The following is a 19,916-nucleotide window of genomic DNA, read 5'->3' on the forward strand; positions in this document are numbered from 1 at the left end:
TTAAACGATATCGAGTGGTTCTTTTTGTGTAGGTGCTGGGAACGCTTGATCGAGTGCGGCGAGTTCTTCCTCTGTTAAATTCAGGAGTGCGGCGCGACCGTTCGCTTCGACGTGATGGGCTTGTCCTGCCTTTGGAATCGCGATAACGTCGCCTTCACGAATGACCCATGCGAGTAGGATCTGTGCTGGATCAACACCGTGTGTTTCAGCGAGTTCTTCGACGGTAGGATGATTTAAGAGTTGATCGCGTAATGAACCACCTTCAGCTAGTGGGCAATACGCCATCACTGGAATACCATGCTCGCGTAGTAACGGGAGCAGTTCGTACTCGATTCCGCGTGAGCCGAGGTGATAGAGTACCTGATTGACAGCACACTGATCACCGTTTGGTAGCGCCAACAGTTCTTTCATGTCTGATACGTCAAAGTTTGATACACCCCAACGGCGAATCTTGCCTTCTTGTTTTAAGGCTTCCAGTCCTTCGACGGTTTCTTTCAGGGGAATATCACCACGCCAGTGCAGGAGATAGAGATCAAGATAATCCGTACCAAGGCGTTTAAGCGTTTCGGAACAAGCTTTCTTTAACGCTTCTCCACCGGCGCGATGTGGGTAGACTTTCGAGACGAGAAAGACTTCTTCGCGTCGATCTGCGATCGCGTCACGAATCAATTCTTCAGAAGTACCTTCTCCATACATCTCTGCTGTATCGATGAGTTCCATCCCACTGTCGAGTCCGACACGGAGCGCTTCGATTTCAGCCTCATATTTCTCCGACTCTTCTCCCATCCGCCATGTGCCTTGTCCGAGTGCGCGTACATGTGTCTGATCGGGAAACGTCACCGTTTTTTGCTTCAATGCAGCAAGTATCAACGTCTTTTCTGTTGCGTTCATCGATTTTCCTCCTTTAAGTAGAGAGACAATAGTAGGGTTTACCACGCCAACTGCGAACAAAAACGTCTTCTTTAAGAGAATGAGACGTCACCAATGCTCAAACAAGGGACCGTGATCGCCGAATACAGGATCTTGATTTGGGCGCACGACTTGAGCAATTCGTTTTAAATTATCAGGGCGTTCATTCGCGTTGCCGGTCAACGTATCGTAGTGTTGACCGTTCGGATAGGCACCGATCACTCGAAAGTGTCGACTCGTATCGAGTGCTTTGTGTCCGGTGCCAGCAGGAAGTAAAAGAACATCTCCGCTCGTTAAAGTGAACGTCTTACCGAGCGGACCGCCGAGTTGAACGGTCGCGTGTCCTTCAAGAATACCGATTACTTCGTGCGCGATACTATGATAGTGATGAAAGTCAAAAATGCCATCCACCCAGCTGTTACGCCAGTCGTGTGCATGGAAAGTCTGTTCAATCCGTGAGGTTTCGTCAAACACATGCCGATAAATCAATACTGGAAAAGTAGGGTTGTTTGGAATGTGTCCGTCATCCTCAAAATAAAATACCTCCAAGCGCATCTTCGTTGCTCCTTTCTTTGATGTGGCACAAAGTAATAATTACCTCTGTAATTACCCGTAATTAAATATCATCAATCGTCCGAGCATCTTTATGGCATAACGAATTGGGAGGTGCTAAGATGCTTAAGTTAACGAAATTTCAAAGGAGGCTTTACGATGATTGCCATCGAAGCAAAATTAGAAGTACAACCAGCAAAACGAGAAGAATTTTTAGAAGCGACAAAAGCATTAGTGGAAGCATCACGCAATGAAGCAGGAAACATCGGCTATGATCTATTTCAAAGCACAGAAGACGAAAATGTCTTCATGATGATTGAAAAATGGGAAGATCAAGCTGCAATCGAAGCACACAACACAAGTGCTCATTTCGGACAATTCGTTGCATTTGCTCAAACGGCTCTTGCTAAACCGTTAGACGTTCAATCGTTCCAAGCATGATTGTAAGCAACTGACCTAACACATCAAAAGGAAGATATTCTAGGTTCATGACCTAGAATATCTTCCTTTTTTGTTTCATACGATATGATTGTTCAGAACATCTATTTTTATCGAGACTTTAGTTAGAAGTATTCCACTTTTCTTTTACAATCCTATGACATTTCATTGAAACTGTTAGTTTTTCCCTGAATAGGGCATTATTCTGATAAAGACACAACAAAGGAGGCTTTTATCATGAATGAACGAACGGATGCACCAGAGTCGAAGCGATCATTCTTCAAGATGCCTCATACATATGCCATCATTATGGCAATTCTCATCATCTCAGTCATCTTGACGTATACGCTCCCAGCAGGACAATTCGATCGTGAAAAGCAGGACGGACAGACTGTCGTCATCGATGGTACGTATCGCGCAGTAGAATCTGCACCGGTCAATCTCTTTGGTTTATTTGAAGCGATCCCTAAAGGAATGGAAGCAGGCGCCGCGATCATCTTTTATATTTTCTTAGTCGGTGGTGTCTTCGGAATTATTCGTCAAACAGGCGCCATTGAAGCAGGAATCAATCAATTGATTCGCAGGTTTGGTCAACAGGGGCACATCATGATTCCGATGACGATGTTCGTCTTTTCGATTGCTGGGGCGACGATTGGTATGGCAGAAGAAACGATCATCTTCGTACCGATTGGGATCATGCTCGCGCGTGCGCTCGGTTATGACGCGATGACAGGAGCCGCGATTGTCAGTTTAGGAGCGGCCGTTGGTTTTGCCGGTGGGATGTTGAATCCATTTACGGTAGGTGTTGCTCAATCGATTGCCGAAGTTCCACTCTTTAGTGGTCTCGGTTATCGGACCGCTGTCTATGTCGTTTTTTTAATCGTAACGATTCTTTATGTCATGAACTACGCTCGGAAGGTCAAGCATGACCCAACGCGTAGTTTAGTTCATGATCTTGAACAAAGTCGTGCGGAAGAAGCAGCGACGACGATTTCACGCTTTTCGAAACGTCATGCCTTCGTCTTACTCGTTTTAATCGGTGGTATCACACTCAATGTCATCGGAATCTTCGAGTGGGGCTGGTATTTGACAGAATTGACAGCTTCCTTTCTCATCATCGGGATGGTGGCAGGAATCGTCACACTTGGTGTGAATGGGACGTTTGAAAGTTTGATTGACGGTGCGAAAGCGGTAACGTTCGGTGCATTGATCGTTGGATTTGCCCGTGCGATCGTCGTCATTCTCGAAGAAGGACGTGTCATTGATACGGTCATTTACGGCTTATCGAATGCTGTAGGACATTTACCGACGTTCTTCGCCGTCATCGGGATGTACGTCGTTCAGCTGATTACGAACTTCTTCATTCCATCGGGGAGTGGACAAGCGGCGACGACGATGCCAATCATGGCACCATTGTCTGATTTACTCGGAATCGAGCGTCAAGTCGCTGTCTTAGCATTTCAATATGGAGATGGACTGACGAACATGATTTTCCCGACGAGTGCGCATTTGATGGCGTTTCTCGCAATTGCAGGAATTCCTTATGAAAAATGGCTTCGTTTCGTCTGGAAGCTCTTCGCGATCTGGATTGCCTTAGCATGTGCCGCCTTATTACTTGCTGTAACACTTGGTATTCAATGATGTTGACCTTCCGGACAGACGTCCGGAAGGTTTTTTCGTTGCAGGAATCGGGAAGCGTTATCACGAACGGATAGAGAATGACTAAAGGGGGAACTGAAGTGACATATTCAATCGTCGGTTATTGTGAAAAAGAACAAGCGTGGGGCGTTGCCGTTCAGTCGAAATTTTTAGCGGTCGGGAGTGCTGTACCGTTTGCGAAGGCGGGAGTAGGTGCTGTCGCGACACAATCGTTTGCGAACACGACGTATGGTCCAGAAGGGTTACGGATGATCGAACAAGGCGCTTCTGCTGACGAAGTGTTACGGCGATTGACGGAAGCAGACGAAGGGCGAGCCGATCGTCAAGTCGGGATCATCGATGCTACAGGAAAGAGTGCGACATTCACGGGAGAAGGATGTAATGACTGGGCAGGCGGTATCGCCGGGAAACATTTTGCAGCGCAAGGTAATATCCTCGTAGACGGCAATACGGTCAAAGAGATGGCACGCGTCTTTGAATCGACGCAAGGTCCGCTTGCAGAACGATTATTGCGTGCGTTAGCAGCTGGGCAAGCTGCAGGTGGTGATTCACGCGGGATGCAATCAGCAGCACTGCTCGTCGTCAAAGAAGGTGGCGGATACGGCGGATTTAACGACCGCTATATTGACTTACGTGTTGACGATCACCCGAGTCCAATTGAAGAACTCGAGCGCATCTATCAACTGCATACGCTCTACCTACAACCGAGTAAGCCAGAAGAAATCAAGCCGATTGATGATGCGCTTGAGTCAGAGTTGATGGATAAATTATTAGCTCTTGGTTATCGAGGTGATTTCGCAGACGCGTTCCGGACATATCTGCATACAGAAAACTTTGAGATGCGCGAACAAGAAGATCGTGCGATTGATACACGTGTTCTCGCCTATATTCGATCACAATGAAAATGACAAGATGGACTGCGGTGCGGTCCATCCTGTCATTTTGTTCATGCTTGCGTCGACTGGGCCCGAATCGGTACTTTAAATCCAGTCGCAATGAAACGTTCCATCTCCGGTTCCGATTTGGCATTCAAGCCAACTGTCCCGTCTCCTTTGAGTGCCACATTCGTTAACTTAACGCGAGTGATGTCAGGACCAATCGTAATCCCGTGCTTGGCGGAATCCTCGATTCGAATATCACGAAGGCATACATCCTCAGCACCGTTTTCTCCACCAAAGATTTGAATATCCGTTTTAGCTTGTCGGAATCCGCTCATTTTCAACTGGCTGATCGTGACGTTCCGTGCCTTATATTGAATCCCGATCATTGGTTGTTCTTGGTAGTCATAATACGGATCACCGAGTACCGTAAAATCGTGAATGACGACATTACGGTACGCCGAAACGACGAGTGCACGCGGCTTTGAATTCGCATATAACTCCGTATACTGAGGAGTCTGCGCAATCAAGCGCGTTGCGACGATATTGTAAGCCGTCTGAGACGTTGGATCACTTGCTTGATGGTGCCCGATGTGACGGAAGTTAAAAGCACGATGATCATCAATCGATAGATGACCGACGATTTTGACGGTGGAGGCGGCAGAAGAGGTCGCATGTGCCTTGATTTCGAGCCCACCGAAGCAACGGCTTGTTGCGTTATTGAATAACCAGACGTCGCGTGATCCATCATCGATTTCAATCCCGTTTGAATTGGAAAAGCCTTCTGCATGGGCGCGTCCACTCGGGTCATGCATGAAACAGTTTGAAATGAAGAGGTGGTCACTATGATGCGTCGTGATCCCGTCGTCTCCGAACCCGTAACCGGTTAATCCATCGAACCAGATGAATGAACTACTTAAGTTCGCTCGAGCCCCGTCCCCGTTGTAATTGTAATACGGTGTCGAGATATCAAAACAGTGGAGTCCTGGGTTGGCGGCTTCGACATCAAAGACCCAGCCATAGGTGACATGCGCGTAGGTGAGGCAGCTGGAGTGATTCCCCCATGTACTGCTTTTCTTCGCGTCACCGATGCGTTTAATGTTCCAATCGAGCGTCATTTTCTCAACGAGCAGATGATGATTGCCGAGGAGGTAATTTTGGTTCGTCACGAGACGACGACCTTTTGGCGAATCATCGTGCATCTTTAAGATCGTCTTTCCTTTTCCTGCCCCCGTTAAGATCGTGTAACTAGGTAAGCGAATCCCTCGAACGATGTACGTACCGGCTGGGACATGGACTTGTCGATGTCCATCACCGAGTGCGTCGATGAACGCTTGAGTATCATCTGTTTGTCCATCACCAACCGCACCGTAGGTGGTGACATCAACGAGTTCGACTTCGCTAATCAAACGTTCGAACTCATGATTGAGTCGACCGAACCAACTTGGACGAATCTCATCGCGTGGCGTTACGAAAGCCGGTGTCAACGGTAGAATATATTTATTACGATTCGTTAAAAATAATGGTGAGATCATTGAACGGAGCGTCCGACTGAGATTGGGATCACGTCGTGGTGCGACGAATGCACTATCGTGTAGCAGTTGTTCCGCTTGCCGAACAGCTTGTTCATTGGTTGACGTTTCAACGTATTCCTGAATCAACGCCGCATTTTGATACGGATCATGCGTGTGATCGAGTTTTAACATGAAATGGTTCCCCTCTCTAAATAGGTCTGTCTACCCTTTTCCCCTCTCTTTGAACAATCATTCCTCGTTTCATAACATCCATTAAAATACACATAAAATTTTAAAATGGATTATAATGGATTTTAAAAAGGGTGGGCTTCTGATGTCACTTCGCAAACGACTCGTAATGGGTATCGGACTGATTTTGCTGATATTAGGAATCGGTAAGCCGCTGACGGAAGCGGTTGTTCAAGCATTAAAGCCAAAAGCGGTTCAAACGTCCGGGACCGATACACCTAGACTATGTAAACAAGACTGTCCAGAAAACGGCAAACCGCTGAATATTCCATTTCGTTCATGGTTTTCTAAAAAACCTGTTCAGGATGACGAAGATGGGCGTGCATGGAAAACGAATCAAAAGACTGAGCCAATAAAAAAAATCAAACGAAAACCAAATAATGTGATCATTGTAGGATTCAAAAATGTCGAGCAGATCTTGAATGGAAAGGGACGATCGTCCTTATCGATGCTACTTATGAGCCTGCTTGTTCTTCCTCTAGTCATAATAAGCTATATCGTTTGGCGGAAACGTCGAAAGACCAAGAAACAAGACGAGGAATCGATAAAAGCTGACATCCCGTCACAGTCCCTAGCTAACGACTTTGTTTCAACTGAGAACCCGATCGAGCTACCAGATGCCTGGATTCGCAAACAACTCATCCAGTTCAATCACATACTCCCGGTCCGCTTACAGCGACATGATACAGAAACACTTCAGGAATGGTGCCTGCGTATCGGATTCCAACCTTCACCTATCCTAACAAAAACCTATCTCTTAGAACGCTACACAGAACGAGCTACTACGATATCGGAGATGGACAAGCAAACGATTCAGAGAGAATTCGGAGCCTTCTTCCATCAGTTTGATTGAAACTTTTTGAAACGAATGACGTAAATGGAACAGGAAAGGGGAGATGATGATGTACCTAGCAGATGCCGTGAAACTAAAGAGTATTTTGAGGAAGCAACTCGATCAACTAATCGAAGAAATGGAGCGCGTAGCGTTCATTGATTTAGAGAAGGGAGAAGCACTCCCCGCGCAACAAGGACGGACCTTAATCGACGTCGAAGCCGCAATGGATATCGTACGTCATGATATGCGAGTCTTGGATCGACTCGTCTATACGGCGAATCTAAACACCGTGATCGTGACAGATGAAGGAGAAATGCCGCTCGTCGAAGCAATCGAGTGGGCTACCCAATTGCGGGCCAAATCACAAAACTATCAGATGCTTGCAAGTCGACCGAAACGCGAGTTCCAATATGGATTTGAAGGGACGACAATCATTCGTCATGCCTTATTTGATCCCGATGCCTATCGCCTAAAAGCGGAAGAAGTGGAACGCCAAGCGCATAAAGTATCCAATGCGATTAATGCTGCGAACTACCAGACGACGATTGATTTTGACGGTGGACGTTATATGTAACTCCTTGACGCGGTGAGACTCCTCGTCAAGGGTAAGGGACGGACCTCAATTTTCCTCTGTGGAGAAGAGATGGCGACGGCAAACCGATGACCACGAACCATTGACAGAATGACCTGTTACCTTTTACCACCTATGGAACCCTGATGCTTTTTTCCGTCCCCGGTCCTTGTCGTTTCTTTGAGAAACGGCAGGGATTTTTAGTGTGTCGATGGAAACAACAGGGTATAGAGAAGCACAAGAGAAAGGAGAGAAATCATGGAACACACTTTTTCAGCATTCGTCGTACGAGAAGTAGACGGATCATATGAGGGAATAATCGAGACGAAACATGTCGATGATTTACCAGAGGGAGACGTCCTGATTCGTGTCACATACTCATGCGTCAACTATAAAGATGCTTTATCGATGTCTGGTAATCGAGGGGTGACGAAATCTTATCCACATACACCAGGCGTTGATGCAGCAGGATACATCGAACAGACGACAGATGCACGGTTTCAAACGGGGCAAGCCGTCGTCGTCAATGGCTTTGATTTTGGAATGAACACTTCTGGAGGGTTTCAAGAATACATACGTGTGTCAGCCGAGTGGGTGACGCCACTCCCGGAAGCAATCACTCCGTTAGAAGCGATGCGACATGGAACGGCAGGGTTGACGGCAGCACAATCGATCGATGAACTGTCACGAATTGTCTCGAAAGAGGCAGGACCGATCCTTGTGACAGGCGCAACGGGTGGCGTCGGTACGATTGCGATTGCTTTACTCATCCGCCTAGGATACACAGTACATGCCGTAACTGGTAAACGAGCAGAACAAGAACGGTTGCTTGAAAAAGGTGTTGCTGAGGTATTAGACCGCGCTATGTTCCTAGAAGAAACGGAACGTCCATTAAAAAAAGGAACATATGCCGGCGTCATTGATACGGTGGGTGGACCATTACTCGCATCCGTCATTCGCTTCGTACAGTATGGTGGTGTCGTGACGACATGTGGGAACGTCGGTGGAGCAGAGATGACGTTGACAGTCTATCCCTTCATTCTACGTGGCGTTCGTTTGATCGGAATCGATGCGGTCCAAACTCCGATTGCATACCGAGAAAAGTTATGGCAACGTTTAGCAAATGAGTGGCAAGTCAGTCTTGCGTCAGAAGTCGACGTCAAAGCACTAAAAGACTTACCAGAAATCGCAGAAGCCTTGCTGACTTCTCGTCATCGTGGTCGAACTGTCATCGAAATTTAAATATTTCGAGTAAACATTGGTGGTATAGTGGGAAAAAACTGTGTCGACTTTTCAGGAGGAACCATACATGAGTGAACACCAACAAGAACAAGAACGACAGTCTCGTCGAGAAAGACGGAAACAGAAACGCAATCGTCGAGGGATTGCTTTCGGCGGTATTCTAGCGACGGTATTCATCGTCGGTGGTTGGTTGTATATGTTAACGAATAACGATGCTTCTCAAGCAACATCCACGCTTGAAAAGCCGAAAACAACGGATCAAGCAACGAAAAACGATGAGTCAAAGAAAGAAACAGCGGCGACGAAAGATAAAAAAGAAGCGAAAACAGAGAAGAAGAAAACAAAGAAAAAAGCAGCGGAGTATGCGCAAGCGGCTTGGGTGACGCGTCCGTTCGCGAACGTCTACGGCGATACGAGTCGTAGTAGTGTCATCTACAAAGCGGATTTAGGTGATGTCTATGAGGTACTAGATGCAAAAGACGGCATGGTCCATCTCAAGCTCAATGACAGTATCGAAGGGTACTTACCGGAAAGTGATGTTCGTTTGGAAGCACCGAAAGGAACATCAGACAAAGCAGTCCTTACGGCACTCTCGCAAGCCGTTGCTAACCAACCCATCGACAAGCCGGAGCAGTATCTCGGAAAACCGATTGCTGAATTCGAAGCGAAATACGGTGCTGTCGGTAATACACAAAAGGATGCCGTCAATACGTATTATTTCTCGAATGCAGGGTATTTGCTCGTCGTCTCGGATGGAATCATTGAAGCAATCGACTGGACGAACGCTTCAACGAGCGCGCTGTCAACGCTTGGTGAGCCCGTCGTTGATACGAGCTATGGGACATGGTATGAGGGAGATTCATTACAACTAAAAGTGTTCCCAGATAACGGCAAGATGCGTCTACGCCTTGCGCGTGATCCTGGTCAAGAATGAATGAAAGACGAATTCGCTTCAAGCGAATTCGTCTTTTTTTTTGCACAAAAAACCTCCCGAGTCCGACACTCGGGAGGAAATATGAAAATCCTTTGGGAGGAGATTTTCTTAGTAGACGCCTACTGCATCAAATGATTTCGCTGCAGCTGTTGCTTCTGCACTTGTTGAACCGTAAAGGTCTTTCGCCGATTGAACGACTGCTGCACGGAGTGAGCTGAAGTTCGAGTTCGGAGTCAAGTAAACAGTGAGAGCACGGTAGTAGATCGCACCAAGTTTTGGTACACCGACACCTGTTACAGTTACGCCTGTGTGTGTTCCACCGTTACCGAGGAGGTAAGCGGCTTTGTTGACGATACCAGAGTTCGTGTGGACACCACCGTTATCCTGTGTACCTGTGTAGCGTTTTGAGTAGTGATCAGGATCGCCGTAAGCAGCTGGGTTCGACATCGAACGGAGTGCGTCACCGCTGACTCCTGGTGTGTAGATGTCTTCCCCTACGAGCCAGTCGAAGTTCGATCCGACAGAGTACTCAGCTACTGTACCCATGATATCAGAGATCGCTTCGTTGATTGCACCTGACTCGTTTTGGTAAACGAGACCAGCCGAGTATTCTGTGACAGCGTGTGTCAATTCGTGAGCGACGACGTCAAGTGCGCCTGAGAGGTACGTGAACGTTGAACCGTCACCGTCACCGTAGACCATCTTCGTTCCATCCCAGAATGCGTTGTTGTAGCTCGTCGAATAGTGAACAGATGAGTTCAAGCGTGCGCCAGCATTGTCATAACTGTTGCGGCCATATGTGTTCTTATAGAAGTCATATGTTTTCGCAGCGTTGACGTGTGCACTGACAGCAGCGCGATCGTATGTTGCGTTAAAGACGTTATCTGCGTCAGCCCAGAGTGTTCCTGGAAGTGACGTACGGTTTTTCGCGTCGTATGTGTAGATGCCTTTACCGCGTGTCGTATCTTGGAGGTAGTACGTTGAACCGCTGAGTGTCGTGTTGAATGTGACACTGCGTCCGAGAACGTCTGTACCTGTTGCGTGAGCGAGTTGATCGAACTTGTTAAGTACTTTACCAGAGTTCGCATCGATGAAGTACGTCCAACGTGATGGCTCTTTGCCAGCGAGGACAGTCGATGTGACTTTATACGCATAGACAGCATCATCTTTTACTGGATAGATGACGAGCTCTGCTTTTGGAGCGACTTCGAATTTAGAAGCTTTGATTGCTTTTTGATAAAGCTTGATGGCTTTCTTTTCAGAAAGTGTCGCTTTTTTTGCGAGACCAGGTTTTCCTTTGACGTTGACCGCATCGTTTACGACCGCTTTCAAAGTACCGTCTTTCGCAACGTTCCCGACGACGACACTACCAAAGACAGGGACGCCATCCACTTCTTGTTGGAGACGTACGATCTGTGAAGATCCGTCTTTTTCGACATTCTGTACAGCGAAATCACCTTTTTTGTTCACGAAATCTTTAACGATCGTTGCAGCGGGTTCTGATGAAGCTTTTGTGAGCTTACCAGACTGAAGTCCTTCTGCACCTACGACCGTAGGAACAACAAGTACACTTGCGACAAGCGATGTAGCGAGAAACTTTTTCAAAATAAATCGCCTCCTTGTTTGGGTTGAGTCTAACTATGCCAAAGAATCAAGAAAGCGAGAATAAGTCATTCGGATTAAATAGAATTTTCTGAATATAGTCCGTAGTACCTGTACTGAATTATTAAGTGTAAAAGATATTTCAGCACAAAAAAGAACCATTCAAGAGAATGGTTCAGAGAATCCGTTGATAGAGATGATGAACGTCATCTCGTGTCTCATCAATCTTAAAGTCATGTGGATCGAGTTCGATTCCTTGTTTTGAAGCAAAACGTTGGATTTTCTCAAATGACTTCCAAATTTCGATATCCGGTCCTTCGTGCTTCCAAAAAACATAACGTGCAGCAGGAATCCGGTGACCTTTCATACCTTTGGGAATCTGTTCGAGCGACGAAACAGGATATCCGACGCATTGCGAATATTTGGTTCCATGTCGTTCGAGCGAGATGTCGAGCGGATAACTGTCCAGTTTTGCAGGTATCTCATGCGAACGTCTTGAAAATTCACGCCAGAGTTCCGGCATCAATGTATGCAACTCGTTCTCTTCACAAGTCAGTCCAAGTCCAACAAAATAAAATTCATGGCGTTCAACAATTTTTGGATGCATCAGAAACTCCCTTCCTTCTTATGACACGTCCTCGACGGGCGAACGCTTCAAGCTTAGAAATAAACGCGTAAAGGTGGCGTCCCATTGTGTGCCCATACCTTCTTCTAAAATCGATAAGGCTTTTTCTGCGGGCATTCCCTTACGATAAGGACGGTCGGATGTCATCGCATCATATGCATCAGCAATAGCCATGATTCGACCGAAGAGTGGAATGTCCTCTCCTACAAGACCTTCCGGATACCCCTTTCCGTCATAGCGTTCGTGATGGTACTTTACCCCGGGAAGAATCGGTTGTAACGTCTTTGGAAGTTGAACTTGCGATAGAATGTGCACGCCGATGACTGGATGTTGCTGTATGATTTGAAATTCTTCGTCAGTAAGACGACCTTCTTTTAATAACACATCGTCCCGAATACCGATTTTTCCAATGTCGTGTAATAGCGCTGACTTACGTAACAATTCAATTTGTTCAATCGGTAAATTAGCAGCGGTAGCGATTTCAACTGAGTAGGCGGCAACACGAACAGAATGACCTGCCGTGTAAGGATCTCGGGCATCCAGTGTCGCAGCGAATAAGGTGAACAGGCTATCGAGTAACTGTTCATTTTCTGTATCCCGCTTTTTGATTCCTTCCATCATCAGGTTAAAACCCGAAACGAGGTGGGAGAACTCGTCCGAATACGGATTCGGCAACGAGACGAGTTGATTATTTTCGACATCTTGAATCCCTTGTTGAAGAGTAGCAATGGGTTTACGGATGTTTTCATAGAGAAGCAAGCTACAAAACGTCGCAACGGATAAGATGACGACTAAAATGAGCGTCGCCCAACTCCAGTAGGAACGAAGGCTTTCATTTTCTGTTAGCTGAACAGCTGAAGCGAGGACGAACAGCATGATCGGAAAAACACCGATGATCAGTGTACTAATGAGCATTTTTTGCCTTAGCGTGACGACCGTCGTTTTTCTAGGGAAATCAAATCCGTGTTCGAACGCGTACTTCTCTAGTGTGAGTAGCATGTGTTCAGTAACACGATAAGTAAGAAAAAATTCAATTAAAGCATGCAGAATTGCGACAAGAACGGCACCAAAACAAGCAAGACCAATCAAATAATACGGCATCTGTAACCACCCTTGAGAAATCGCGAGTGCTGTTAGCAAAGATGAGGGAATCGACAGACCTAAAAAATGTGGCCCCATGATACGTCGGACAGTCAAGACCGGAAAACGATGTACCGTTTGATAAGCTTCTTGAAAAGAGACGAGTGAAGGAATGTCGTTTTGAAAAAATCGGCGTAAAGAAGCGACATGTCGGGAGTAGACTGTGTACTCCAGTAAAAACATCAGGCTAATAGACACGGTCATGATACCGATTAAAGTCAATTGTTCTATTCCAGTGAAGGTAAGCGTCTCAAAAATAAACAGACACCCGACGCCGAACACAGCGACGAATGAACCAATCAGATAGTTTCTAAGTAAGTGACGTTCAAAACGTTGTAAAGTGCTCATTGTATTCTCCTTATTCTGTAATCAAAGTGCTTTCAGCGTACCGTGAAATAAAGTATGAAACATGGTCATTTTTACAAAAAAGGAAAGTGATTTTAAAAACTGATTAATTTAAATTCCAAAAAATAGGTCTGGTCGAAAAGAACTAATTATCTTAAAAGAGATTGATTAACGAAATAAAATAAACTAAGATTTGAATATTCAGAAAAGTATAGTAAACACGTACTTTTCACTACTACATAGGGGGTCAATTCACGTGGGGAAAAAGAAACAGCTTAGCGTAGCCGTGTTGTCTGGAATTACGGCAGCAGCCTTTGCTGTTGGTCCGGTCTTACCTGGTGGGCAGGTAACATCGGTACAAGCAGCAGAAAAGGCAACAGTCGGTGCACCAATGGATTTAAACACGATCGATCAGGATCGACTAGCGAAGGTGCTTGAAAAACGTGGGGTCATTTCAAAAGCAGCATCAGCAGAAGCGAAGCAACAAGCCGTCCAAAAGTATCTGGACAAAAAAGCAAACGGTAAACCAGCAGGTGATCATGAACACGAATCAAGCAAGGAAGCAGCTTTTGATAAAAAAACGAAGGACTTTTTGACGAAACAAAAAGATAAGCTTGCGAAGCAATTGAAGAAGAAGCATGGTAACTATAAAAAAGGCAATCCAAATGGCTTCGTCAAAGTGGACAAAGCAAAACAGGCAGCCTATAACGGTGCAACACGAACGGATAAAGTCCTCGTTCTTCTCGTTGAATATAGTGATTTTAAGCATAATAACGTCGTTCAAGAGCCAGGATATATGTATTCGAATGACTTTAATCAGAAACACTATCAGGATCTTATGTTCGGAGACAAGGAGTTTGAACTCTTTAACGGAGATAAGGTAAAGACGTTTAAACAATTCTATGAAGAACAATCTGGTGGAAGTTACACAGTAGACGGTACGGTTTCAAACTGGTTGACGGTTCCGGGAACGGCGAAGGATTATGGTTCTGATAATCCAGCTGGTGGAAATGATAACTTACCGGGAGCAAAAGGACCACGTGGTCTCGTTAAGGACTCCTTAGCTGCTGCTGTTAAAGCTGGAGTTAATTTAGCAGATTATGATAAGTTCGACCAATATGATATGGATGGAGACGGCAACCTGAACGAACCAGATGGTCTTGTCGATCACTTGATGATCATCCATGCTGGTACAGGACAAGAAGCAGGTGGCGGTACGCTTGGTGACGATGCAATCTGGTCACACCGATGGACGTTAGATGGTGTTCATCCAGTAGCGAATACGACAGCAAGTGTTGATTACTGGGGTGGAAAGATGGCTGCTTATGATTATACAGTGCAGCCTGAGGATGGTGCAGTTGGTGTCTTTGCACACGAATTCGGTCATGATCTCGGATTACCGGATGAGTACGATACGAAGTACACGGGGCAAGGTGAACCAGTCGCTTCATGGTCTATCATGAGTGGTGGTAGTTGGAACGGAAATATCGCAGGAACAGAACCAACAAGTTTCTCACCACAAAATAAAGAATTTTTCCAAAATGTGATGGGCGGGAACTGGGCGAATATCCAACAAATCGATTTTGATTCTCTCGATAAGTTAGGAACAGCTTCGTACCTCGATCAAAGTGTTACAAAATCGAAAAACCCAGGCATTATCAAAGTCAACCTACCGAAAAAACCTGTAAAAGGTATTGCACCGGCATTTGGTAAAAAGTACTACTATAGTACGAAAGGAAATGATTTGCATACGTCGATGACATCACCAGAGTTTGATTTGACGAATGCAAAAGAAGCAAAGTTTGATTTCAAAACACTTTATGATGTCGAGTACGATTATGACTTCTTGACTGTTACAGCAACTGCGGATGGTCAATCGAAAGTCATCGATACGATTGGTGATGAAGATACAGATGGCGATCAGCGTGCAGAATCAACAAAAGGAGCATGGGTGGATAAATCCTATGATTTGAGCGAATTCGCTGGTAAGAAAGTCACATTGAAATTTGATTACGTTGGGGATGCTGGACTTGCACTTGACGGATTTGCGCTTGATAACGCGAAGTTGACAGTCGACGGTAAAGTCGTCTTTGAAGACGATGCAGAAGGTACACCGAAATTCACGCTTGACGGTTTCGTTACATCAGACGGTTTTTCTTACGCAGATAACGCATACTATCTCGAATGGCGTAACTATGCAGGTTCGGATAAAGCACTCGAACATGCACGCGGCGTGAAGTATAACACAGGGCTTGTCGTTTGGTACGGTGATTCAAGCTTCGACGATAACTGGGTTGGTGTACACCCAGGTGAAGGATTCCTTGGAGTTGTTGACTCCCATCCTGAAGCAATCGTCGGAACACTCAATGGTAAGCCGGTTACGACAGGAAGCACACGTTACCAAATCGCAGATGCTGCGTTTAGCTTTGATAAAGCACCTGCATGGTTGATTGATTCCCCATCACGTGGAACGTACGACTATAAAGGTCTTCCAGGTGTGACGAAATTCGATGATTCAAAATCGTACATCAATCAGTTAATTCCGGATGCAGGAAAATTGCTTCCGAACAACGGCTTGAAGATTGAAGTCATTGGTGAAGCAAAAGATAACTCTGCTGGAGCTGTCTGGATCCACCGTTAAAATAAAAAACTGGTTCAGTTTCGGCTGAACTGGTTTTTTATTTTAGTTACGTATAATAAGTGGAATCAATTGGAAAAAACATTGGTCTGACAACTTGACTTTTAAAGCGCATCCATTCTATACTTACGTTAGCTTAATATTGTTATTGTCATTACGGATTCACATCGTGTCACGAACAATCTTTTCGTTGCTCCATGTATTTCGGGACAATAATGAATTCTTTTCATATGCTCAGCATATGTATTAAGTAATTTATTTTTGGAGGTTGTTCCCATGAACACAGGTAAAGTAAAATGGTTTAACGCAGAAAAAGGTTTCGGTTTCATCGAAGTTGAAGGCGGAGAAGACGTATTCGTACATTTCTCAGCAATCACTGGTGAAGGCTTCAAAACTCTTGACGAAGGTCAAGAAGTTGAGTTCGAAATCACTGAAGGCGCACGTGGAGCACAAGCTGCTAACGTCGTAAAACTTTAATTTCAACTATTCAATCGTCCCTTTTCGGAGGGACGGTTTTTTATTTGACTAATATCTTTAATTCAAGATATTAGTGCGTTATACTTCAATTACCAAATCATTAACAGGGAGTGACGAAGATGGAACTACTCGGAATTCATCATGTGTCGATCTTAACAGGCATGGCAGAACGGAATTATCAATTTTACACGCAAATACTAGGTATGCGTCTAATCAAAAAGACCGTCAATCAAGATGATACGACGTCGTATCATTTGTTTTATGGCGATGCGGAGGGGAATCCAGGAACCGATTTAACTTTCTTTGATATTCCGCATCTTGGAACGGGTGTACCGGGAGCATCAAGTATCTCTTCGACATCCCTTCGTGTCAAAACGACAGCTTCCCTTCAGTTTTGGCAGAAACGGTTTAAAGAAAAAGAAGTGGATTACGATGCGATCGTCGAACGGGCAGGTCGCCAAACACTGGCGTTTCGTGATCAGGAGGGGACGCGCTTGATTCTTGTTGCAGAAGACGGTGAAAAAGGCGTCGCAGGTGGTGTACCATGGCCGCAAGAAGAGATTCCTTCGGAGCACGCGATCGTAGGACTTGGAGCCGTAACATTGACAGTCAACGATCCGACGTTGACCGTTCGTGTACTGACGGAAGTCATGGGCTTCCGAAAAGTAGGAACATATCCATCGTTAGCAGGTGATTTTGCTCCAATCGAAGTCTATGCGACAGGAGAAGGGGGTATCGGGGCAGAGGTTCATGTCGAAACGCGTCCAGATCTCGATCGGGAACGTTTAGGCCGTGGTGGTGTGCATCATGTCGCATTCCGTGTACCGAACAGCGATGAGTATGAGAAATGGGTCGAACGCCTGAATGCCTATCACTTACCGAACTCTGGAAAAGTCGATCGTCACTATTTCCAAGCCCTTTACTTCCGAGAACCAAATCATATCTTATTTGAACTTTCAACGGACACGCCAGGATTCGCAACGGATGAGTCAGTTGAAAAGTTAGGTGAGAAACTAGCATTACCACCGTTTCTTGAACCAAAACGAGCCGCGATCGAAGCACGGTTACGACCACTCGAAATCTGACAATCCTGTGACACAGGTCACAGATGGATCGTCCATCCCGTATACTAAGAACAGGAATTAAGAAAAAGGAGTGACGGGATGTTAAGAACTACGCTTGGGCAATTCCGAATGATTGCGATATTAGAAGGAATCTCGTTTTTAGTCTTGTTGTTGATTGCGATGCCGTTAAAATATATGGCAGACATTCCACAAGCCGTATCTGTCGTCGGTGCACTTCACGGTGTCTTGTTCGTCATGTACGCTGTCTGGCTCGCAGTTGTAAAATTTAAATACGATTGGTCGATCGTCAAGGCGGGTATTGCATTTATCGCATCATTCATCCCGTTCGGTACGTTCGTATTAGACCGGAAGTTAAAACAGGAAGCAACAAACGCGTAAATTGTGTATACTGAATAGAGCACGGCTGTGGATAACTGTTTTTGTCTATGCGAAGCAGGTTATCCACAGCTTTTTTCTGTGGATAATTTTTAGGAGGATATATCATGTCAACATTTGAAACATTACACATCAGCGATCTGTGGATAAAAAAATTACAAAAACAAGGCATTAAGGAGCCGACACCAATTCAACAGCAAGCGATTCCATCATTACTTGAAGGACGCGATTTGATTGGACAGGCACAAACGGGAACAGGGAAAACATTAGCGTTTCTCTTACCGATTCTTGAGCAAATCGATGTCGAATCACAAACGGTTCAAGCACTGATCGTCGCCCCGACACGTGAACTTGCGCGACAAATTGCCGATGAGACACATAAACTGATTCGGAACACGGAGCAGTATCGTGCCCTTGCTGTATACGGTGGACAAGACGTCTTTAAACAGATTCAACGTCTGGGTCGGATGCCACAAATTATCATTGGTACACCAGGACGGATTCTCGATCATGTTGGTCGTGGAACACTTGATTTAAGTGAATTACGGACGCTCGTCTTAGATGAAGCAGACCAAATGCTGCAAATTGGTTTCTTACCAGAAATCGAAGATATCATCGCAGCGGCACCAGTTGATCGTCAATTCATGATGTTATCAGCAACGATGCCACCTAAAGTAGAAGAACTCGCGAAAACGTATTTGCGTAACCCGGTCGAAGTCCAGGTGGAAGCGGAAAGTATCACCGTAGAAGCGATCGAGCAGTTCGTCGTTGAGACGACGGATCGCCGGAAACAGGCGACACTACGGACGATGCTTGACGAGATGCGTCCGTACGCGGCCATCATTTTCTGCCGTACGCAACGTCGCGTTAGTAAATTGAACGAAGAGATGCAAATGCAAGGGTATCCGACGGATGAATTGCATGGCGGGTTGACGCAAGGGAAACGTGAAAAAGCGATGGCGAAGTTCTATCAAGGAAAAACACAATTCTTGATCGCAACAGACGTCGCTTCTCGTGGACTGGATGTGACAGGCGTGACACACGTCTTCAACTACGATTTACCAGATGATGCGGAAAGCTACGTTCACCGGATTGGTCGGACAGGGCGTGCCGGGAACGACGGGATTGCGGTCTCGATCGTGACACCAAAAGATGGTCGGACGTTCCGTGATATGGAGCGGGAATTGAACATCTCAGTCACGCCAATCGTCGTTGAATTGTCTGAAGAAGCGATTCGCGCACAGCATGACCAAAGTAAAGGAACTCGGAAAGAAACGGAAGGACGTGGAAACACACGTCGTTCGAACAACCGTCGCCCGGGACGCGCACATCGTAAATAAATAGAAACAATATAAAAAGAGCCGGTCTACTTCTTTCGTAAAAAGAGAAATAGACTGGCTCTTATTTTATTTGGCATATACCATCTGACCACCGAGGTGTCCAGTGTAAGCGAGTAGCGCACTACCGACGATCGCAACGATGAAACTGAGCAACAAGAATATTTTTTTATTCGAGCGATAACCAACTAAAAGGAATAAGAGCGAAACACCGAATGCAACGAGACTGAACAGGGCAAAATGTTCATGATTTTCAATTGCCGCATGTGTGACACTACTTAAATTTGCTTCCGCATATTCCTCTGCTCCGTCTCCTGAAAGATAGGCAGCGACTCCAGAAATCAGACCCGCGACTAACGTAAAGAGGGCGAACAGTTTGAATTGTGTCCATTTCAGACTGACGAGTAATAATACCGTTGCGAATAATAAAAGTGCGATTGGTGCATGGACGAGTAATGGATGAAGCGGTACATTTCCTAACATGACAAAGACCTCCTTGGATAAGTATGGT

At 45.7% G+C, this 19,916-nt stretch carries 19 protein-coding genes; 12 read left to right on the plus strand and 7 right to left on the minus strand.

Annotated features, from left to right (window positions below):
* Positions 1–891, minus strand: a complete 891-nt coding sequence (locus tag ACV3PA_RS03130) for an aldo/keto reductase (protein ID WP_456125610.1) — start codon at positions 889–891, stop codon at positions 1–3.
* A gap of 87 nt (positions 892–978) precedes the next feature.
* A complete protein-coding gene (locus ACV3PA_RS03135; protein ID WP_053452050.1) occupies positions 979–1,464 on the minus strand; it encodes a cupin domain-containing protein in 486 nt (161 codons plus the stop codon).
* A 156-nt stretch (positions 1,465–1,620) separates the two neighbouring features.
* On the opposite strand from ACV3PA_RS03135, the gene ACV3PA_RS03140 reads away from it, so the two are divergent.
* From ACV3PA_RS03140 to ACV3PA_RS03150, 3 genes are all read left to right on the plus strand, one after another.
* Entirely contained in the window at positions 1,621–1,902 is a 282-nt protein-coding gene (locus ACV3PA_RS03140; protein ID WP_053452051.1) for a putative quinol monooxygenase, read from the plus strand.
* 234 nt (positions 1,903–2,136) lie between these two features.
* On the plus strand, positions 2,137–3,540 hold the full coding sequence (locus ACV3PA_RS03145; protein ID WP_456125611.1) for a YfcC family protein: 1,404 nt from the start codon (positions 2,137–2,139) through the stop codon (positions 3,538–3,540).
* A gap of 98 nt (positions 3,541–3,638) precedes the next feature.
* Entirely contained in the window at positions 3,639–4,460 is an 822-nt protein-coding gene (locus ACV3PA_RS03150; protein WP_053452053.1) for a DUF1028 domain-containing protein, read from the plus strand.
* Between the two features lie 44 nt (positions 4,461–4,504).
* Here ACV3PA_RS03150 and ACV3PA_RS03155 read toward each other — a convergent pair whose 3' ends face one another.
* A complete protein-coding gene (locus ACV3PA_RS03155) occupies positions 4,505–6,142 on the minus strand; it encodes a glycosyl hydrolase family 28-related protein (RefSeq protein ID WP_456125612.1) in 1,638 nt (545 codons plus the stop codon).
* Positions 6,143–6,284: 142 nt separating this feature from the next.
* Here ACV3PA_RS03155 and ACV3PA_RS03160 point away from each other — a divergent pair, with 142 nt between their 5' ends.
* From ACV3PA_RS03160 to ACV3PA_RS03175, 4 genes are all read left to right on the plus strand, one after another.
* Positions 6,285–7,052, plus strand: a complete 768-nt coding sequence (locus ACV3PA_RS03160) for a hypothetical protein (protein ID WP_053452055.1) — start codon at positions 6,285–6,287, stop codon at positions 7,050–7,052.
* 43 nt (positions 7,053–7,095) lie between these two features.
* The gene (locus ACV3PA_RS03165) at positions 7,096–7,608 is read left to right on the plus strand and encodes a hypothetical protein (protein WP_456125613.1); all 513 of its coding nucleotides are present in this window, start codon (positions 7,096–7,098) and stop codon (positions 7,606–7,608) included.
* 255 nt (positions 7,609–7,863) lie between these two features.
* On the plus strand, positions 7,864–8,847 hold the full coding sequence (locus ACV3PA_RS03170) for a YhdH/YhfP family quinone oxidoreductase (RefSeq protein WP_456125614.1): 984 nt from the start codon (positions 7,864–7,866) through the stop codon (positions 8,845–8,847).
* Positions 8,848–8,914: 67 nt separating this feature from the next.
* Entirely contained in the window at positions 8,915–9,781 is an 867-nt protein-coding gene (locus tag ACV3PA_RS03175; protein WP_456125615.1) for a hypothetical protein, read from the plus strand.
* A 108-nt stretch (positions 9,782–9,889) separates the two neighbouring features.
* On the opposite strand, the gene ACV3PA_RS03180 is transcribed toward ACV3PA_RS03175, so the two are convergent.
* From ACV3PA_RS03180 to ACV3PA_RS03190, 3 genes are all read right to left on the minus strand, one after another.
* Positions 9,890–11,386, minus strand: a complete 1,497-nt coding sequence (locus ACV3PA_RS03180) for a M4 family metallopeptidase (RefSeq protein ID WP_053452059.1) — start codon at positions 11,384–11,386, stop codon at positions 9,890–9,892.
* A 172-nt stretch (positions 11,387–11,558) separates the two neighbouring features.
* Complete coding sequence (locus ACV3PA_RS03185; protein WP_053452060.1) at positions 11,559–11,990, minus strand: GyrI-like domain-containing protein; 432 nt, start codon at positions 11,988–11,990, stop codon at positions 11,559–11,561.
* Between the two features lie 18 nt (positions 11,991–12,008).
* Positions 12,009–13,496 (minus strand): HD domain-containing phosphohydrolase, encoded by a 1,488-nt coding sequence (locus ACV3PA_RS03190; RefSeq protein WP_053452061.1) that lies wholly within the window; start codon positions 13,494–13,496, stop codon positions 12,009–12,011.
* A gap of 253 nt (positions 13,497–13,749) precedes the next feature.
* On the opposite strand from ACV3PA_RS03190, the gene ACV3PA_RS03195 reads away from it, so the two are divergent.
* The 5 genes from ACV3PA_RS03195 (at position 13,750) to ACV3PA_RS03215 (ending at position 19,408) form a co-directional block, all read left to right on the plus strand.
* Positions 13,750–16,134: an immune inhibitor A domain-containing protein gene (locus ACV3PA_RS03195; protein ID WP_053452062.1), complete on the plus strand. Its 2,385-nt coding sequence runs from the start codon at positions 13,750–13,752 to the stop codon at positions 16,132–16,134.
* A 273-nt stretch (positions 16,135–16,407) separates the two neighbouring features.
* Complete coding sequence (locus ACV3PA_RS03200; RefSeq protein ID WP_023469752.1) at positions 16,408–16,608, plus strand: cold-shock protein; 201 nt, start codon at positions 16,408–16,410, stop codon at positions 16,606–16,608.
* A 119-nt stretch (positions 16,609–16,727) separates the two neighbouring features.
* Positions 16,728–17,693, plus strand: coding sequence for a ring-cleaving dioxygenase (locus ACV3PA_RS03205; RefSeq protein WP_456125616.1), 966 nt, complete (start codon positions 16,728–16,730; stop codon positions 17,691–17,693).
* A gap of 78 nt (positions 17,694–17,771) precedes the next feature.
* The gene (locus ACV3PA_RS03210; protein WP_053452064.1) at positions 17,772–18,071 is read left to right on the plus strand and encodes a DUF3817 domain-containing protein; all 300 of its coding nucleotides are present in this window, start codon (positions 17,772–17,774) and stop codon (positions 18,069–18,071) included.
* Positions 18,072–18,175: 104 nt separating this feature from the next.
* Positions 18,176–19,408: a DEAD/DEAH box helicase gene (locus ACV3PA_RS03215; protein WP_053452065.1), complete on the plus strand. Its 1,233-nt coding sequence runs from the start codon at positions 18,176–18,178 to the stop codon at positions 19,406–19,408.
* A 66-nt stretch (positions 19,409–19,474) separates the two neighbouring features.
* On the opposite strand, the gene ACV3PA_RS03220 is transcribed toward ACV3PA_RS03215, so the two are convergent.
* A complete protein-coding gene (locus ACV3PA_RS03220) occupies positions 19,475–19,888 on the minus strand; it encodes a DUF2231 domain-containing protein (RefSeq protein ID WP_053452066.1) in 414 nt (137 codons plus the stop codon).
* Between the last annotated feature and the right edge of the window lie 28 nt (positions 19,889–19,916).

The sequence above is a fragment of the Exiguobacterium sp. EA-TM-5 genome, assembly GCF_053878415.1.

Excerpts from the sequence above, each read along its gene's own strand:
- ACV3PA_RS03130 (WP_456125610.1), bottom strand. The coding sequence starts at position 891 with ATGAACGCAACAGAAAAGACGTTGATACTTGCTGCATTGAAGCAAAAA.
- ACV3PA_RS03135 (WP_053452050.1), bottom strand. The coding sequence starts at position 1,464 with ATGCGCTTGGAGGTATTTTATTTTGAGGATGACGGACACATTCCAAAC.
- ACV3PA_RS03140 (WP_053452051.1), top strand. The coding sequence starts at position 1,621 with ATGATTGCCATCGAAGCAAAATTAGAAGTACAACCAGCAAAACGAGAA.
- ACV3PA_RS03145 (WP_456125611.1), top strand. The coding sequence starts at position 2,137 with ATGAATGAACGAACGGATGCACCAGAGTCGAAGCGATCATTCTTCAAG.
- ACV3PA_RS03155 (WP_456125612.1), bottom strand. The coding sequence starts at position 6,142 with ATGTTAAAACTCGATCACACGCATGATCCGTATCAAAATGCGGCGTTG.
- ACV3PA_RS03160 (WP_053452055.1), top strand. The coding sequence starts at position 6,285 with ATGTCACTTCGCAAACGACTCGTAATGGGTATCGGACTGATTTTGCTG.
- ACV3PA_RS03165 (WP_456125613.1), top strand. The coding sequence starts at position 7,096 with ATGATGATGTACCTAGCAGATGCCGTGAAACTAAAGAGTATTTTGAGG.
- ACV3PA_RS03170 (WP_456125614.1), top strand. The coding sequence starts at position 7,864 with ATGGAACACACTTTTTCAGCATTCGTCGTACGAGAAGTAGACGGATCA.
- ACV3PA_RS03175 (WP_456125615.1), top strand. The coding sequence starts at position 8,915 with ATGAGTGAACACCAACAAGAACAAGAACGACAGTCTCGTCGAGAAAGA.
- ACV3PA_RS03185 (WP_053452060.1), bottom strand. The coding sequence starts at position 11,990 with ATGCATCCAAAAATTGTTGAACGCCATGAATTTTATTTTGTTGGACTT.
- ACV3PA_RS03190 (WP_053452061.1), bottom strand. The coding sequence starts at position 13,496 with ATGAGCACTTTACAACGTTTTGAACGTCACTTACTTAGAAACTATCTG.
- ACV3PA_RS03200 (WP_023469752.1), top strand. The coding sequence starts at position 16,408 with ATGAACACAGGTAAAGTAAAATGGTTTAACGCAGAAAAAGGTTTCGGT.
- ACV3PA_RS03205 (WP_456125616.1), top strand. The coding sequence starts at position 16,728 with ATGGAACTACTCGGAATTCATCATGTGTCGATCTTAACAGGCATGGCA.
- ACV3PA_RS03210 (WP_053452064.1), top strand. The coding sequence starts at position 17,772 with ATGTTAAGAACTACGCTTGGGCAATTCCGAATGATTGCGATATTAGAA.
- ACV3PA_RS03215 (WP_053452065.1), top strand. The coding sequence starts at position 18,176 with ATGTCAACATTTGAAACATTACACATCAGCGATCTGTGGATAAAAAAA.
- ACV3PA_RS03220 (WP_053452066.1), bottom strand. The coding sequence starts at position 19,888 with ATGTTAGGAAATGTACCGCTTCATCCATTACTCGTCCATGCACCAATC.